The organism is Pseudobutyrivibrio sp. C4 (assembly GCF_900111635.1).
Lineage (GTDB): Bacteria > Bacillota > Clostridia > Lachnospirales > Lachnospiraceae > Pseudobutyrivibrio > Pseudobutyrivibrio ruminis.
Genome location: NZ_FOHF01000003.1, coordinates 82,265 through 98,500 on the forward strand (window position 1 = coordinate 82,265; position 16,236 = coordinate 98,500).

The 16,236-nt window shown below is 40.0% G+C and carries 13 protein-coding genes; 12 read left to right on the forward strand and 1 reads right to left on the reverse strand.

The window, feature by feature from the left end:
* The first annotated feature begins 296 nt into the window (after positions 1–296).
* The 8 genes from BMY66_RS06885 (at position 297) to BMY66_RS06925 (ending at position 9,967) form a co-directional block, all read left to right on the forward strand.
* The gene (locus BMY66_RS06885; protein WP_044938252.1) at positions 297–1,757 is read left to right on the forward strand and encodes a flagellin N-terminal helical domain-containing protein; all 1,461 of its coding nucleotides are present in this window, start codon (positions 297–299) and stop codon (positions 1,755–1,757) included.
* 435 nt (positions 1,758–2,192) lie between these two features.
* Positions 2,193–3,665, forward strand: coding sequence for a flagellin N-terminal helical domain-containing protein (locus tag BMY66_RS06890; protein WP_090394769.1), 1,473 nt, complete (start codon positions 2,193–2,195; stop codon positions 3,663–3,665).
* A 464-nt stretch (positions 3,666–4,129) separates the two neighbouring features.
* Positions 4,130–5,632: a flagellin N-terminal helical domain-containing protein gene (locus BMY66_RS06900; protein WP_044938247.1), complete on the forward strand. Its 1,503-nt coding sequence runs from the start codon at positions 4,130–4,132 to the stop codon at positions 5,630–5,632.
* Between the two features lie 174 nt (positions 5,633–5,806).
* On the forward strand, positions 5,807–6,331 hold the full coding sequence (locus BMY66_RS06905; protein WP_044938243.1) for an adenine phosphoribosyltransferase: 525 nt from the start codon (positions 5,807–5,809) through the stop codon (positions 6,329–6,331).
* Between the two features lie 55 nt (positions 6,332–6,386).
* Positions 6,387–7,067, forward strand: a complete 681-nt coding sequence (tsaA, locus tag BMY66_RS06910) for a tRNA (N6-threonylcarbamoyladenosine(37)-N6)-methyltransferase TrmO (protein ID WP_090394642.1) — start codon at positions 6,387–6,389, stop codon at positions 7,065–7,067.
* A gap of 154 nt (positions 7,068–7,221) precedes the next feature.
* Positions 7,222–8,754: a glycoside hydrolase family 43 protein gene (locus BMY66_RS06915; RefSeq protein ID WP_090394643.1), complete on the forward strand. Its 1,533-nt coding sequence runs from the start codon at positions 7,222–7,224 to the stop codon at positions 8,752–8,754.
* A gap of 24 nt (positions 8,755–8,778) precedes the next feature.
* Positions 8,779–9,726, forward strand: a complete 948-nt coding sequence (locus BMY66_RS06920) for a glycoside hydrolase family 43 protein (RefSeq protein ID WP_177175606.1) — start codon at positions 8,779–8,781, stop codon at positions 9,724–9,726.
* Positions 9,719–9,967, forward strand: coding sequence for a DUF6171 family protein (locus BMY66_RS06925; protein WP_044938233.1), 249 nt, complete (start codon positions 9,719–9,721; stop codon positions 9,965–9,967). The genes BMY66_RS06920 and BMY66_RS06925 overlap by 8 nt, the downstream gene beginning before the upstream one ends.
* 4 nt (positions 9,968–9,971) lie before the next feature.
* Here BMY66_RS06925 and BMY66_RS06930 read toward each other — a convergent pair whose 3' ends face one another.
* Positions 9,972–10,892, reverse strand: coding sequence for an ArsR/SmtB family transcription factor (locus tag BMY66_RS06930; RefSeq protein ID WP_090394645.1), 921 nt, complete (start codon positions 10,890–10,892; stop codon positions 9,972–9,974).
* A 399-nt stretch (positions 10,893–11,291) separates the two neighbouring features.
* Between BMY66_RS06930 and BMY66_RS06935 the strand changes: the two genes are divergently transcribed.
* From BMY66_RS06935 to BMY66_RS06950, 4 genes are all read left to right on the forward strand, one after another.
* Complete coding sequence (locus tag BMY66_RS06935) at positions 11,292–12,713, forward strand: ABC transporter substrate-binding protein (RefSeq protein WP_044938228.1); 1,422 nt, start codon at positions 11,292–11,294, stop codon at positions 12,711–12,713.
* Positions 12,714–12,773: 60 nt separating this feature from the next.
* Complete coding sequence (locus BMY66_RS06940; RefSeq protein ID WP_044938225.1) at positions 12,774–13,670, forward strand: carbohydrate ABC transporter permease; 897 nt, start codon at positions 12,774–12,776, stop codon at positions 13,668–13,670.
* 1 nt (position 13,671) lies between these two features.
* A complete protein-coding gene (locus BMY66_RS06945; protein WP_081822036.1) occupies positions 13,672–14,541 on the forward strand; it encodes a carbohydrate ABC transporter permease in 870 nt (289 codons plus the stop codon).
* Positions 14,542–14,654: 113 nt separating this feature from the next.
* Positions 14,655–16,175, forward strand: coding sequence for an alpha-N-arabinofuranosidase (locus BMY66_RS06950; RefSeq protein WP_090394646.1), 1,521 nt, complete (start codon positions 14,655–14,657; stop codon positions 16,173–16,175).
* The last annotated feature ends 61 nt before the right edge of the window (positions 16,176–16,236 follow it).

Consider the following 16,236-nt stretch of genomic DNA (forward strand, 5'->3'; position numbering starts at 1 on the left):
TCACATAACTTATATTTCGGACCAGGACAAGGATGTTAAGGATCGGATAATAAATAATCTTTTTCTATTTATCTATTGCAATCGCAATAGGATTTTTTCATGCACAGGATATTGAAAATTGAATACTAGTTTTAGGGCTTTAAGTGCATACTACTATCCGTTAATGAGGATAATAATTTGCGGCATGTCGCGCGAGTGCTGTAATTATTATAGATGTAATTTATTAACAATTTGAGTGCAAAGGCACTTCTCCCAGGAAAGGAATCTAGGGAGTATCTACAAGGAGGTAGAAATTTATGGTAGTACAACATAACATGCAGGCTGCTAATGCTTCAAGAATGCTTAACATCACAACTGGTAATCAGTCAAAGTCAACTGAGAAACTTTCTTCAGGTTACAAGATTAACCGTGCAGCAGATGATGCAGCTGGTCTTTCAATTTCAGAGAAGATGCGTAAGCAGATCAGAGGTCTTGATCAGGCTTCTACAAACGCACAGGATGGTGTATCTGCAGTGCAGACAGCTGAAGGTGCTTTAACAGAAGTTCACTCAATGCTTCAGAGAATGAACGAGCTTGCAGTACAGGCTTCAAACGGAACAAACAGTGAGTCTGATCGTTCTTCAATCCAGGACGAAATTAATCAGCTTACAACAGAAATCGACCGTGTTGCTGAGACAACAAAGTTCAACGAGACATACTTACTTAAGGGCGATTATGGTAAGAAGACAATCCAGATTAAAGCTCATGATGCAGGTCTTGATGGAACACTTACTCAGAACACAACAACAGCTACATTTACAGTTAAAGCTCTTTCAATGGGCGATAAGGTAACAATCGGTGGTACAGAGTACAGAATCGGTGTTTATGGTGCTGACACAGAAACTCAGCTTGAAAACGCTAAGACTATTCTTAATGGTGGTAATGACTTTGGTGTAGGACAGGTTGTTAAAATTGATGGCAAGTCATTCACAATGGTTGCATCTGGTAAAACAAATGTAGCTACTTCAGAGCTTGCTTTTGATGAACTTGAGAAGTTCGCAGGCAAAGGTTCAACAATTGAGTATAATGGTAAGGAAGTAACATTATTCAACGAACAGACAGCTGAAGGTGCTCACACAGGTGTTGATACTAAGGATTCTACTCTGATTTCACAGCAGAAGGCTTATGAGCTTATGGCTAATGAACTTAAGGCAGCATCTTCTATCGGCGCTAGCTCAGTAATTGCAGATCCTACAACTAAGGTTGGTACTGACTCTATGACAGCAGCAAATGCTAATATTATTACAAAGGCAGCTGATACTGATAAGGTTACATTTACAATGACAAAGGGTACAGCTGAAGTTCAGAAAGATCTTACATTCAATCTTCACGTTGGTTCAGATGCCGATATGACAAACAAGATTGGTGTTACAATTTCTGATATGAGTTCTGCTTCACTTGGTGTTGATGGACTTAACGTAGCTGATGCTACAGGTAAGGCTGCTACATATGCAATCGATGCTATCGCTGACGCTGTAGAGAAGGTATCTGCACAGAGATCTTCACTCGGTGCTATCCAGAACAGATTAGAGCACACAATCGCTAACGTAGATAACGTAGTTGAGAACACTAACGCTGCTGAGTCTCGTATCCGTGATACAGACATGGCTGATGAGATGGTTACATACAGCAAGAATAACATTCTTGCTCAGGCAGGTCAGGCAATGCTTGCACAGGCTAACCAGGCAACTCAGGGTGTACTTTCAATCTTAGGTTAATACTAAAGATAATTAATAGTTTATCTATTCGTTTCGCGCAGACTAGTTAAATAGCTAGTAAATTAGGGGACTTCCTTCGGGAGGTCCTCTTTTTTTGTGAAAAAATTGTGTTAAAAATGTGAAAAAGGTATTGCTTTTTTCTCTGAAATGTAGATAATTATATTTGCTGATGAAAAGGAATTCACAGCACACTTTAATAACGAGACAGAATAGGTTTTACTTCTAAATTCTATTTTTTTTCGATTTGGGACAAGGATGTTATTAATCGAAACAGGTATTTCAATTAATTAATTCCCATTTTTTATTTATTTTTATATTTGGTAGTCAAACAGGTGGCGCGCGTCTGTTTTGATTATAGATTAAATTTATTATAAGTGCAGGATGCACTTCTTCTTCGAATGGACTCGAGGAAGCAACTACATGGAGGTAGAAAAAATGGTAGTACAACACAATATGCAGGCAATGAATGCCTCAAGAATGCTTAACATCACAGCAGGAAATCAGGCTAAGTCAACAGAGAAGCTTTCATCTGGTTATAGAATCAACCGTGCAGCAGATGATGCAGCAGGTCTTTCAATTTCAGAGAAGATGCGTAAGCAGATTAGAGGTCTTGATCAGGCTTCTACAAACGCACAGGATGGTGTATCTGCAGTTCAGACAGCTGAAGGTGCTCTTACAGAAGTTCACTCAATGCTTCAGAGAATGAACGAACTTGCAGTACAGGCTGCTAACGGCACAAACTCTGAGTCAGATCGTTCATCAATCCAGGACGAAATCAACCAGCTTACAACAGAAATCGATCGTGTTGCTGAGACAACAAAGTTCAATGAGACATACCTTCTTAAGGGCGACAATGGTACAAAGACAATCCAGATTGCAGCTCATGATGCAGGTCTTGATGGAACACTTACACAGAACACAACAAGAGCTACATTCACAGTAAAAGCTCTTTCAATGGGTGATACAACAACAATCGGTGGAACAAAGTACACAATTGGTGTTGCAGACGATTCTGGAAAAGCAGCTAATGTTGATCAGCAGCTTAAGAACGCAAAGACAATCCTTAATGGTGGACAGGATTATGCTGAAGGTACAGTTATTAAGATTGATGGCAGCTCATACACACTTGTTAATAAGACAACAGGTAAGACTGATGAGAAGACAAAGATGCTCAATGAAACTGATTTAAAGAATTTTGCTAGTGCAGGTTCTACAATTGAGTATAATGGTAAGTCAGTTACATTATTCAAGGATGTTGAAAATGGTGTAGATAAGTCTAATGCTACAGTTATCACACAGGATAAGGCTTATGAGCTTATGAAAAATGAGCTTAAGGCAGCTTCATCTATTGGCGCAAAATCAGTAATAGATCAAGTTGAAACAAAAACAAAGGCTGCAACAGGAAGCGACTTAGCAGATAACAAACTTAATGTTGTTAAGGCTAAATCTGATGATAAGGTTTCATTCTCATTCACAAAGGGTGAGAAGGAAGTACAGAAGGATCTTACATTCAATCTTCACGTTGGTTCTGATGCTGACATGACAAACAAGATTGGTGTTACAATCTCAGACATGAGCTCTGCATCACTTGGTATTGAAGGTCTTAACGTAGCAGATGCTACAGGTAAGGCTGCTACATACGCAATCGATGCAATCGCTGATGCTGTTTCAAAGGTATCTGCACAGAGATCATCACTTGGTGCTATCCAGAACAGACTTGAGCACACAATTGCAAACGTTGATAACGTAGTAGAGAACACAAATGCAGCTGAGTCACGTATCCGTGATACAGATATGGCTGATGAGATGGTTACATACAGCAAGAACAACATTCTTGCTCAGGCAGGTCAGTCAATGCTTGCTCAGGCTAACCAGTCTACACAGGGTGTTCTTTCAATCCTTGGCTAATAGCCACTTTAGTTAATAAATTACATTACGGTTTTAAATTAGAGGCTTCGAAAGAGGCCTCTTTTTTGGTGTATAAATTATTTTTTATAATTTTTCTAAAGTTTGTAGAAAGTTTTCCGATAATTGTAGTAGATGGAAACAGTAAACAGATTGTTTTTGTTGTCCACCTGGGCAGTTATTTTTCATTATCGCGCGGAAAAGTGACTTGCCAAATCGCAGCTTTACAATTAAATAAAGCTTGTTATACTACGGCACTATTAAAAATCTTTAATGATTTTGTAATAGTGATAATTTCTTCCTTGATAGCATGTGGAGGTTGGTCACTCCCTTGTTATATAGATACTGGAAATAAGCCTAAAGTATGTATGTTTCCATGTCATGAAACTATGAAATTTAACTAATGTTATGCAATATGCATCTCTCATGAATGGAATCGTGGGAGTATCTACAAGGAGGTAGAAATTATGGTAGTACAACACAATATGCAGGCAGCTAATGCTTCAAGAATGTTAGGAATTACAACAAACGCTCAGGGAAAATCTACTGAGAAACTTTCAAGTGGTTTTAGAATCAATAGAGCCGCAGACGATGCAGCTGGTCTTTCAATTTCTGAGAAGATGAGAAAGCAGATCCGTGGTCTGGATCAGGCATCAACCAATGCATCAGATGGTATCTCAGCAGTACAGACCGCCGAGGGTGCCCTTACAGAGGTACATTCTATGTTACAGAGAATGAATGAGTTGGCAGTCCAGGCAGCAAACGGTACAAACTCTGAATCTGATCGTGCATCTATTCAAGATGAAATCCTTCAGCTTACAACAGAGATTGATCGTGTAGCAGAGACAACAAAGTTCAACGAGACCTATCTTCTCAAGGGGGACTACGGCACCAAGACACAAGTGGTTGCTGCGCATGATGCTGGTCTTGATGGAACACTTACACAGAATACAACAAAAGCCACATTTACAATCAATGCCCTTGCAATGGGTGATACATACACAATTGGTGGTACAAAGTACACAATTGGTGTAGAGGGTGCGAATACAGCAACACAGCTAGCAAATGCCCTTACTGTATTAGGTACATCTGCAGATAAAACTGCACAAATCCACTTAACAGTTGGAGAGGTAGTAAAGATTGATGGTAAATCATTTACTATTGCAGATAAGACTAATGCTGATACATCTGAGGTTGCAGCTACAGAGCTTAATAAATTTGCCAGCCAGGGTTCTACAATAGAGTACAATGGCAAGGTTGCAAAATTATTTAGTACATCAACAGGTGCAGCTCCAGCAGATGGTGTAGATGGAAAAGATTCTACATTAATCACAGCAGCAAAGGCATACCAGCTCATCGCAAATGAACTAAGAGCAGCTTCATCAATTGGCTCTGATTCAATTATTGAAGTTCCAGGCGCTAAGTACAATGGTACAGACATTACAGTTACAGATGCGACATCATCAACTAACGTTAATGGCAAGAAACCTGATGAGGTAACTGGAGATAACCTTACAAAGGTTGAGTTTATCATCAAAAAGGGAACAGCAACTGTGCAGAAAGATCTTACATTCAATCTTCATGTTGGTTCAGATGCCGACATGACAAACAAGATTGGTGTAACAATCGAGTCAATGACAGCTACAGCACTTGGAATTCAGGGCTTGAATGTTGGTGATGCAACTGGTAAAGCAGCAACTTACGCAATAGATGCTATCGCAGATGCCCTTGCAAAGGTATCTGCTCAGAGATCTGGTCTTGGTGCTATACAGAATAGACTTGAGCACTCAATTGCTAACTTAGACAACGTCGTAGAGAACACAGAAGCCGCTGAATCACGTATCCGTGATACAGATATGGCTGACGAGATGGTTACATACAGCAAGAATAATATTCTTGCTCAGGCAGGCCAATCAATGCTCGCTCAGGCAAATCAGGCAACTCAGGGTGTTCTTTCACTCTTAGGATAATTAGCGTGGCCAAACGCATAGGTACTTTCGAGTACTATCCACAAATTGGGGTCCTTCGGGGCCCCTTTTTAAATGCAAATATAATGGCTGTGCTTTCCCGTTGGAACCTTGAAAACATATATTATTGAGTGTATAATTCTTTTGTAAATATCCATTTACTAGAAGGAGTTAAAAATGAAAAAAGTAGAAGATTACATCAGAACTATTCCAGATTTCCCAGAGCCAGGTATCATGTTTAGAGACGTTACTAGCATTTTGCAGGATGCGGAAGGGTTCCGACTTGCTATAGACGAAATGAAGAAGCTTATTGAGAATGTTGATTGCGATGTTATCGCAGGCGCAGAGAGCCGCGGATTCATCTTTGGTGCACCACTTGCATACGCACTTGGCAAGCCATTCGTTCTCATTCGTAAAAAGGGTAAGCTTCCATGCGAAACTATCGAAAAGACATACGATCTTGAGTACGGCACAGCTACAATCGAGATGCATAAGGATGCAGTTAAGCCAGGTCAGAAGGTTGTTATCGTAGATGATCTTATCGCTACAGGTGGTACAATCGAGGCTGCAGCACAGCTTGTTGAGGAGCTTGGCGGCGAAGTTGTTAAAATCATCTTCCTTATGGAGCTCGCAGGTCTTAACGGACGCGAAAAGCTTGCAAAGTACGACGTAGAGTCAGTTGTTACATACGAAGGAAAGTAATATTAGACTATTGGGCAGTACATTTTGTACTGCCTTTTATTATTAAGAGGTACTGATGGAATTAAAAGAAATAGCATTTATACATACAGGCTTTACACAAAAGTTTGGGATACCAAGGCAGAGCGGTCTTGTTTCAGATGAAATAGGCTGTATCGTATTTACGGAGGAGTTTAGAAATCCTACCTTTATCGATGGTATCACAGACTATGATTATCTGTGGCTGCTGTGGGGCTTTTCTAAGAATAAGCCTTTGGAAGGGGGCACTGTTCGTCCACCTAGGCTTGGCGGAGAAAAGCACATGGGGGTGTTTGCCACCCGCGCGCCATATCGTCCAAACAACATCGGCCTTTCATCTGTAAAGCTGATAGAGGTAAAGCAAACTGAAAAAGATGGCCCAGTGCTTGTGGTCAGCGGAGTGGATATGTTAGATGGCACACCTATTTACGATATAAAGCCATACATCCCTTATGCAGACGCTCATCCTGATGCAAAGGGAGGTTTCACTGATTCCCTTTCAAAGGGAGCCCAGGTTAAGGTGGAGTTTCCAGAAGAACTTTTAGCCAAGCTTCCAGAAAAACTGCGCCAGTCTGCAATAGATGTCCTCAGCCAGGATCCACGAGCAGGCTATGATAGAGGTAAGAATCGAGATTTTAGATTGGCTTATCATGGTTATGATTTGGTATTTGAATCTGAAAATGATTCACTTATAGTTAAAGAAGTTATCAAAATACTTTAGAAATATTTAAAATAAATATTGTGTTCTTAAAATAAATTTGATATATTAAAACTGTTCAAAACAATAGTGTTTGAACAGTTATTTTTATCTTCAAACATTTTTTATAAGGGGCTTGATGTCTGAAGATTTTCGACTTATTAATGGAGGATAACGCATGAAAAAATTTATTTCATGTGTTCTAGCAGTTTCTATGGTTGGAGGTCTGGTGGCTTGCTCAAGCTCTGAATCTAAAGAGAAAAATTACACAGTCAGCTATGATGGCATTGCCACAGGTGACGTTTCTTCTTCGGGCGTTTCAGTCCACGACCCATCCGTATTAGAAGTTGATGGAACATATTATATTTATGGTAGTCATATGACTGCAGCGAAAAGTACAGATTTACTTAATTGGGAAATGATTGGCGATGGCTATATGAAATCTAATCCTGTTTATGGTCAGATTTATGATGTGGCAGATGAAGCTTTTGCTTATTCAGGATCTAAGGATAGTATTATCAAAACAGACGATGGCGGCACACATGTGTGGGCGCCGGATGTTATCTACAACGAGACTACTGGTCTTTACTACATGTACTACTGCACAACCAGTACATTTAATGCGTCAAATCTTTGCTTTGGTACCAGCGAATCGCCAGAGGGACCATTTGAATGGCAGGCACCACTAATTTATTCAGGCTTTAACCTTAGCAATGTGGATTCTACAGATGTACTTGATTATGTTGATAAGGACTATGTAAAGAAAAACTATATTAAAAGTGGTGGTTACAATTACGAAGATTATCCAAACGCAATTGACCCTACAGTATTTTATGATGCTGATGGAAGAATGTGGATGGTTTATGGTTCATGGTCTGGTGGTATATTCCTGCTTGAGCTTGACCCAGAGACTGGTCTTGTGATTCACCCAGAAGCTGATGAGGAAAACAATGTGGATCCATATTATGGCAAGAAGCTTCTTGGTGGTGGACACATTTCCATTGAAGGACCATATATTATGTACGATGCTAACACAGATTATTACTATCTGTTTGTATCTTATGGCACTTTGACTAGCAACGGTGGATATCAGATTCGTGTGTTCCGTTCTAAGACAGTGGATGGCGAATACGTTGATATGAATGGCGAATATCCACAGAAGAGCGCAATGCATGAAAACTACGGACTTAAGCTTTCTGGCAACTATAAGCTGCCTAGCTTGGACAGAGCATACATGGCTACAGGCCACAATTCTGCTTTTGTCGACAGTGATGGAAAGGAGTACTTGGTTTACCACACTCGTTTCAACGACGGTGGAGAGAATCACTCTCCAAGAGTACATCAGATGCTTATGAATGCCGAAGGATGGCCATGCAACTTACCATATCAGACTCAGGGTGAGACTGTTTCTGAAAACGGTTATAGCATGGATGAAGTAGAGGGAAGATACTATTTCATCAATCAGGGCACAGATATTTCAAGTGATATCGCAAATCCGATAATCATATATCTGAATGCAGATGGCACATGTGAGGGAAAAGAAGTATCTGGTACATGGACTATGACTGATGGCACATACTATATGAACATCACAGTTGATGGCACAGATTATAGTGGCGTATTCTGCAAGATGCAGGATGAAGCAGGCACAGAATGCATGACATTCTCAGCTGTTGGAAGTAACGAGAGTGTATGGGGAGTAAAATATTAATAAGGATTTATATGGAGAATGAAAATGGACAAGAATTTTGAATACAATAAACCATGGATTTTGCAGCGCGCAGATCCATATGTATACAGACACACAGATGGCAAGTATTATTTTACTGCCTCTGTGCCTGAATACGATAAAATTGTGTTACGTCAGAGTGACACATTGGAAGGCCTTGGGGTCGCTGAGGAAGTGGAAATTTGGCATAAGCATGAAAGCGGCACAATGTCTAAGCATATCTGGGCGCCGGAGCTTCATTACCTTTTTGGTAAATGGTACATATATTATGCAGGTGGAGAGGTAGAAGACATCTGGAAGATTCGTCCATATGTCCTTGAGTGTCAGGGAGATGACCCTATTCATGACAAGTGGATTGAAAAGGGCAAAATGACAAGAGCTGATAGTGATGAGTTTTCATTTGAGGCATTTTCTCTTGATGCAACAGTGTTCGAAAATGATGGAAAATGGTATTATATTTGGGCAGAGAAAGTTAGCGTAGGTAAGCAGATTTCTAACCTCTACATTGCTAGAATGAAAAACGGATATACGTTAGAAACAGAACAGGTACTTCTCACTACACCTGACTATGACTGGGAACGTCATGGCTATTGGGTAAATGAAGGCCCTGCAGTACTTCAGCGCAACGGCAAGATTTTCGTTACTTACTCTGCAAGTGATACAGGTATTAACTATTGCATGGGTATGCTTACAGCAGATGCTGATAGTGACTTGCTTGATCCATTATCTTGGAAAAAGGAGCGTTATCCAGTTCTTGCTTCATCGCCAGAGCATGTGGTATATGGCCCAGGGCACAATTCATTTACAGTAGATGAAGAGGGCAATGATATCCTTGTTTATCACGCTAGAACAGAAACAGAGATTGTGGGGGACCCACTTTACAATCCAAATCGCCATGCAATGCTTATGAAGTTTGATTGGCAGGATGGAAGACCAGTGTTTAATTATGATTGAAAACAGAGTTTGTGCAAGATGTCTGCTTAGAGATATGACAAGAGCAGATGCTGAAATGATTGAAAAATACAAAAATGAACTTAAAGCACAGGACCAGGTGGATGATTCAGAATATGAGCGCCGCCTGGCCCTCTGCAAAAATTGCGTCCAGCTCAATGCAGGTACCTGCATGTCCTGCGGATGCTATGTAGAATTAAGGGCAGCCATGAAGGCTGCCCATTGTCCACGTAAATCATGGTAGATATTTAATTGATTGGGCTATAGTTGATGGATACTCTGATATCCTGACCATAGTTACCAAATGTCTTACCAAACAGTGTGACACCACCAATGTGTTCTGCGTCGTCTTCAACGGCGATGCGGAAATCGAGTGGCTGTCCCGGTTTGAGCTTCAAATCGTCTATAGTAACATCTGAAATCTGAAGACCATCGATAAATGTTCCAAACTTATTTACAACAAGAAGCTTTAAAAGGCCGTACTGATTCCAGTTTGGTGGCCACCAATCAGGTGTAAACATTCCAAGAATTTCGCCACCGAAATCCCCAGGGCTTGTCCACATACCAACCTTTTGGTTGTTGATAGAAAAAGAAATATCACTTGGCCAATTGTTATCAATACCAGGTGCTTCAGATGAAATCTCAAATGAGATGGAAATCTGAGTGATATTGTTGTTGCTAGGAACGAGATTTGGCAAAGCATACTCTACGTAACCCTTTGTGAACCAGAGGATATCTGCGTTGAAGTGATCTGGATGAGCAAAGTATCTTGCATCATCGATTTCACCAATAACAGACGCGCTGTTGGCAAGGCCACAAGTTGGGCAAATGTCGTATTTTGAAAACTGTCCCACTTTAATATCTGTAGTAGATACGTTTGCTAAATCAAGTGGTTTTTCTATTTCTATGACTATTTTGTCTTGAATTACTGAGCATAGCTTTGAATTGCCGTGACTGGCAGATTCGTTAGAAGTGGAGATGAGTCCGCATTCTTCAAGCTTTTTAATGTGACCAGTGAGAGCGCCGTTGCTAAGATTTAGCTGAGTAGCAAGCTGATTCATGCTCATGCGGTCGTTTTCTAATAGTATGTTTAGAATCTGAATACGAACATCAGAACCTAAGGCTTTAAAAAGCTCGACTCCATCATCCAGGGAAGTTATGTGTATCATAACGTTTCTCCTTTTTATGATTTCTTAAAATATTACTCTTAATTATAAAATTTAACAAAATGGGTGTCAATATAGTTGAGCTTTAGAATTCTATTATTTTAACAAAAGATAAATTTATTAATGAAAATATACACTTCAAAGCCTGAATTGACAAACAACTTGTTAATAATTGCTAAATCATTCGTGTCTTTTTTGTGAATATTAAAAGAATATCCAAATTACTTTAGAAAAATCTAAAATAATTATTGACTTGCTGTAGTGGCAGGTTATAATTAAACCATAATAGTTAATGAGCTTTTAGAAAAATATGTAGATTAACTACCAAGCCTCAGTTAATTGTACTATTTATAAAAGCTTGAAACAATTACAACATTTCTTTTTTACAAAAGGAGGAGAAGAATGAAGAAGAAATTGATTAGTGCACTTCTTTGCACATCAATGGCAGCTAGTTTATTTGCTGGTTGCGGTGGCGCTTCAGAAGGTGGGGTAGATCCTGATGCTGCTACAGAAGAAGCTGCTGAGGAAACAGCAGAATCTGAGGTCGTAACAAACACATTTGGTGATCCAAATGGTACACACTTAGAGATGTGGACATTCGTTGAGCTTCACGGTCAGCACTACGGTGTTATGGCTGAGGAGTGGAACAAGCAGCATCCAGACAACACAATCGAAATTACATGTACAACATATCCATATGGCGATATGCACACAAAGCTTCTTACAGCTCTTGAAGCTGGCACAGGTGCTCCAGATATCTGTGACGTAGAAGTTGGTCAGTTCCCTAACGTAGTTGAAGGTCTTGATCAGTGGCTTGTACCATTAAATGATTACGCTGCTGATTACCTTGATACAATGGTTACAGCTCGTATGGAAACATATCAGGGTGAGGATGGTAACTACTACGGAGCTCCATACCATGTAGGTGCTACAGTAATGTACTACAACGTAGCTGCAATGTCAGAAGCTATGGGACTTACACAGGACGAAGTAATTGCTAAGATTGATGCAGTTAAGACTTGGGATGATTATGCAGCACTTGGTGAAGAGTACTTAGGATCTGTTTCTGAGGAAGGTAAGTACTGGACATCAGTTGATACAGGCGGTGTTGATTGGCTCTGGATTGCAATGGCTGAGTACGGTGATGACTGGACAGGCGGTTTCGATGATCCAGCAAACGTTCAGCTTGATTCAGTTAAGAACATGCTTTCAATGCAGCAGGATTGGTTAAAGTCAGGTCTTGCAGAGGTTTCTCCAGACGGACATGTTGACCTTGAGGCAGGCTTCCAGAACATTATGGATAGAAACATCGTTTCATTCCCTAAGGCAATGTGGTATATGTCACGTTTCACAAACTACATGCCAGAGGAATCAGGTAACTGGTACATTGCTAAGTGCCCTGTATTCGAGGAAGGCCAGATTTGTTCTGTAGGTATTGGTGGTACAGGTACAGTTGTTACACAGCAGTCTGAGAATATTGATCTTGCAGCAGAGTTCCTTTGCTGGGCAAAGATGTCAGAAGAAGGCGAGCAGCATATCTGGGATACACTTGGATTTGACGTATGTAACGCAGCTCTTTGGACAGATGATGCATTCGCACATGATGAGAACAACCAGTACAACCAGTTCTTCATCAACTATCCATATGATGTATTAGCTGATATCGGAATGGACAACATTGGAAAGATTTCAGTAGTTTCTATCAGCCCAACAATCAATGAGTACTTCTGCACAACAACACTTAACGAAGTACTTGAAGATCCAGATTACTCAATTGATGATGCACTTCAGGAAGCACAGGATGCAATTGATATGGAGCAGTAAGAAATTATAACTAAGGGCCGCTTAGGCGGCCCTATTTTAAAAGATGGAGAAAGGTGCATTATGAAAATCAAGAACTTTTTATATTCTCAGAAGGTGGCACCATACGTTTTTGTTTTACCTTTTGTATTAAGTTTTTTCTTCTTTTGGGTTTATCCTCTTATCACGGCTTTCACAATGAGCTTTCAGGATATTGGGGCAATTAAATCAGAATGGATTGGGTTTGCTAACTATTCAAAGCTATTACAGGATAAGGTATTTCATATTGCTGTATGGAACAGTGTGAAATACATGTTCTTTACATTAGTATTATTAATTCCATTCCCTATGCTTTTTGCAGTTTTGCTTGATAGTCATTTGGTAAAGGCAAAGGGTGTATGGAAGGCAATTTTATACATGCCAGCATTAACATCAGTTGTTATTTCTGGTACACTTTTCCGCCTGATGTTTACTGAGTATACAACAGGTCAGATGAATATGATTACAGCGGCTTTAGGCCTTGGAACATATAAATGGTTAAAGATGGGCTGGTCAGGTATGCTCGCCCTCTTAATCGTAGCTTGCTGGAGATGGACAGGTGTAAACATGCTTTACTTCTTGTCAGGTCTCAAATCAATCGACAGCTCTTTATATGAAGCAGCTGATATTGATGGAGCTACAGGTTGGCAGAAGTTCAAGTTCGTAACACTTCCTCTTCTTAAGCCAACAACAGTTTACGTACTTACAATTTCAGTATATGCCGGTCTTGCAATGTTCCTGGAGTCATACATGTTATGGGCAGGAAATTCATCACCAAACAATATTGGACTTACAATTGTTGGATATTTGTACAAGCGTGGTATTGAAAAGAATGATATGGGTTATGCATGTGCAGTAGGTGTAGTACTTCTTATCGTTGCTCTTATCATCAACTTTGCTCAGCTTATATTCAACGGAACATTCAAGAAGGGAGAGGATTAATATGTCAAAGCAAAAGACAATGTCTGGCACTCCTAAGAGAACGGTAGGCACAATACTTGGAACAGGATTTTTTGTAATCCTCTGTTTAATCATTATTTTCCCTGTATTTGCAGGTTTACTTGCTTCATTTAGACCTGGTACAGAGCTTATTCGTAGAGGTCTTTCAATCGATTTAAACCTCTCTACAATGAACCTTGATAACTACAAATACTTATTCAGCGGCAATGCTGACAGTATTAAATACTTCATGTGGTACAAGAATTCGTTATTAATTACCATTATTTCGGTAGCACTTACTTTGATAGTTTGTTACTTTGTTGCATATGGACTGACAATGTATGAGTTCAGATTCAAAAATCTACTTTTCACAATCGTACTTGCAACAATGATGGTACCTTTCGAAATCTTAATGCTTCCACTTTACAAGGAAATTATTGCATTAAAGCTTATTGATACTTACACAGGTGTAATCATCATAGGTATCTGTGGCGCATCAACTATCTTTTTCTTCAAGCAGTACTTATCAGGACTGCCAAAGGATTTGCTTGATGCAGCAAGAATTGATGGATGTTCAGAATACGGTATTTCAGTAAGAATCATCCTTCCTCTTGCAAAGCCAGCATTCGCTTCAATGGGTATCCTTTGTGCAATGGGTTCATGGAATGCAATTCTTTGGCCACTCTTAGTACTTAAGGGAGCAGAGAAGTTCACACTTCCAATCGGACTTAATACATTGCTTACACCATACGGCAACAACTACGATGTACTTATCGCTGGATCAATGTTTGGAATTTTACCTATCTTCGTAATCTTCCTTATTTTCCAAAAATATATCATCGACGGTATGACAGCAGGCGCAGTGAAAGGTTAACAGAATTTAGATGAGCCTGTAACTAACAAGCTATTATAATTCTCAAGCGAAGAATAACTGAGCGGAGAATTCATAATGCTTGTGAGTGTAACAGGCGGAATGGAGGATAGCCAGTGGCTAAATTAGTTATTAATAACGAAAACAAGAAGAGCACCATTGCTCCAGAAATCTATGGACATTTTTCTGAGCACTTGGGACGCTGTATTTATGAGGGCTTATATGTAGGCGAAAATAGCGACATTCCTAATGTAAATGGAATGCGCACCGATGTTGTAGAAGCACTTAAGGAAATGAAGGTTCCAGTACTTCGTTGGCCAGGCGGATGCTTCGCTGACGAGTATCACTGGATGGACGGAATTGGTCCAAAGGAAAAGCGTAAGAAGATGATTAACACTCACTGGGGTGGAGTAGTTGAGGACAATAGCTTCGGTACTCACGAGTTCTTCGAGCTTTGTAGACAGCTTGGCTGTAAGACTTATGTCAATGCAAATTTAGGTTCTGGTACTGTTCGTGAAATGAGCGAATGGGTGGAATATATGACATTCAACGGTGTTTCTCCAATGGCTGATCTTAGAAAAGAGAACGGTCATGAGGAGCCATGGGTAGTTGACTATCTTGGTGTTGGTAATGAAAACTGGGGTTGCGGCGGAAATATGAGACCTCAGCACTATGCAGATGAGTATAGACGTTATCAGACATACGTTAGAAACTACAATGGAAACAAGCCAATAGCAAAGATTTGCTGTGGTCCTAACGTGGATGATTATCATTGGACAAAGGGAGTTCTTGATACATGCTTTGACCACACACCAGAACATTTCCATGGATTCATGGATGGTCTTTCTCTTCATTATTACACTCTTCCAGAGACAGAGGACGATTGGAATGTCAAAGGAAGCGCTACAGACTTCACTGAGGAAGTATTCTATCAGACATTGAAGCGTAGCTACTTTATGGAAGAGCTGATTAACAATCATGGTGCAATCATGGATCAATATGACCCTGAAAAGAAAATCGGTCTTATGATTGATGAGTGGGGTATTTGGACAGATGTTGAGCCAGGTACAAATCCAGGATTCTTATATCAGCAGAACACAATGCGTGACGCTCTTGTTGCAGGTATGAATTTGAACATATTTAACAAGCATTCAGACAGAGTAAAGATGGCATGTATCGCCCAAATGATTAACGTGCTTCAGTCAGTAATGCTCACAGAGGGTGAAAAGATGATCAAGACTCCTACATACTATGTATTCAAGATGTATCGTCATCACCAGGGAGCAACACTTCTTGGCTCAGATTTACTGAACGGCGGAACAGTAGGCTCAGGCAAGAATGAGGTTCCAAAGATTTTCGAGTCTGTATCAGAGGATGCAGATGGTGTTATTACTATTACCCTAACAAACAACTCTCTTGAATCATCAGAGGATGTTGATGTTCAGCTTACAAAAGACGGCGGCGCTTACAACGTATGTGAGGCTGTTTACGTAACAGGAAAGATGGCTGATCACAACACCTTTGATAATCCAGAGGTTGTAAAGGAACTAGAGTTTAAAGACTACAGCAAGACTTCAGAGGGATTGAAGGTTACACTGCCAGCTTGCTCAGTAGTCAGCATAAGATTAAAGAAATAATAATAATCTTCTTTTTCATATCCTTCCATAAATAAAAAACCAGCAATCAGGCTTAGCGGGG

Excerpts from the sequence above, each read along its gene's own strand:
- BMY66_RS06885 (WP_044938252.1), top strand. The coding sequence starts at position 297 with ATGGTAGTACAACATAACATGCAGGCTGCTAATGCTTCAAGAATGCTT.
- BMY66_RS06890 (WP_090394769.1), top strand. The coding sequence starts at position 2,193 with ATGGTAGTACAACACAATATGCAGGCAATGAATGCCTCAAGAATGCTT.
- BMY66_RS06900 (WP_044938247.1), top strand. The coding sequence starts at position 4,130 with ATGGTAGTACAACACAATATGCAGGCAGCTAATGCTTCAAGAATGTTA.
- BMY66_RS06905 (WP_044938243.1), top strand. The coding sequence starts at position 5,807 with ATGAAAAAAGTAGAAGATTACATCAGAACTATTCCAGATTTCCCAGAG.
- tsaA (WP_090394642.1), top strand. The coding sequence starts at position 6,387 with ATGGAATTAAAAGAAATAGCATTTATACATACAGGCTTTACACAAAAG.
- BMY66_RS06915 (WP_090394643.1), top strand. The coding sequence starts at position 7,222 with ATGAAAAAATTTATTTCATGTGTTCTAGCAGTTTCTATGGTTGGAGGT.
- BMY66_RS06920 (WP_177175606.1), top strand. The coding sequence starts at position 8,779 with ATGGACAAGAATTTTGAATACAATAAACCATGGATTTTGCAGCGCGCA.
- BMY66_RS06925 (WP_044938233.1), top strand. The coding sequence starts at position 9,719 with ATGATTGAAAACAGAGTTTGTGCAAGATGTCTGCTTAGAGATATGACA.
- BMY66_RS06930 (WP_090394645.1), bottom strand. The coding sequence starts at position 10,892 with ATGATACACATAACTTCCCTGGATGATGGAGTCGAGCTTTTTAAAGCC.
- BMY66_RS06935 (WP_044938228.1), top strand. The coding sequence starts at position 11,292 with ATGAAGAAGAAATTGATTAGTGCACTTCTTTGCACATCAATGGCAGCT.
- BMY66_RS06940 (WP_044938225.1), top strand. The coding sequence starts at position 12,774 with ATGAAAATCAAGAACTTTTTATATTCTCAGAAGGTGGCACCATACGTT.
- BMY66_RS06945 (WP_081822036.1), top strand. The coding sequence starts at position 13,672 with ATGTCAAAGCAAAAGACAATGTCTGGCACTCCTAAGAGAACGGTAGGC.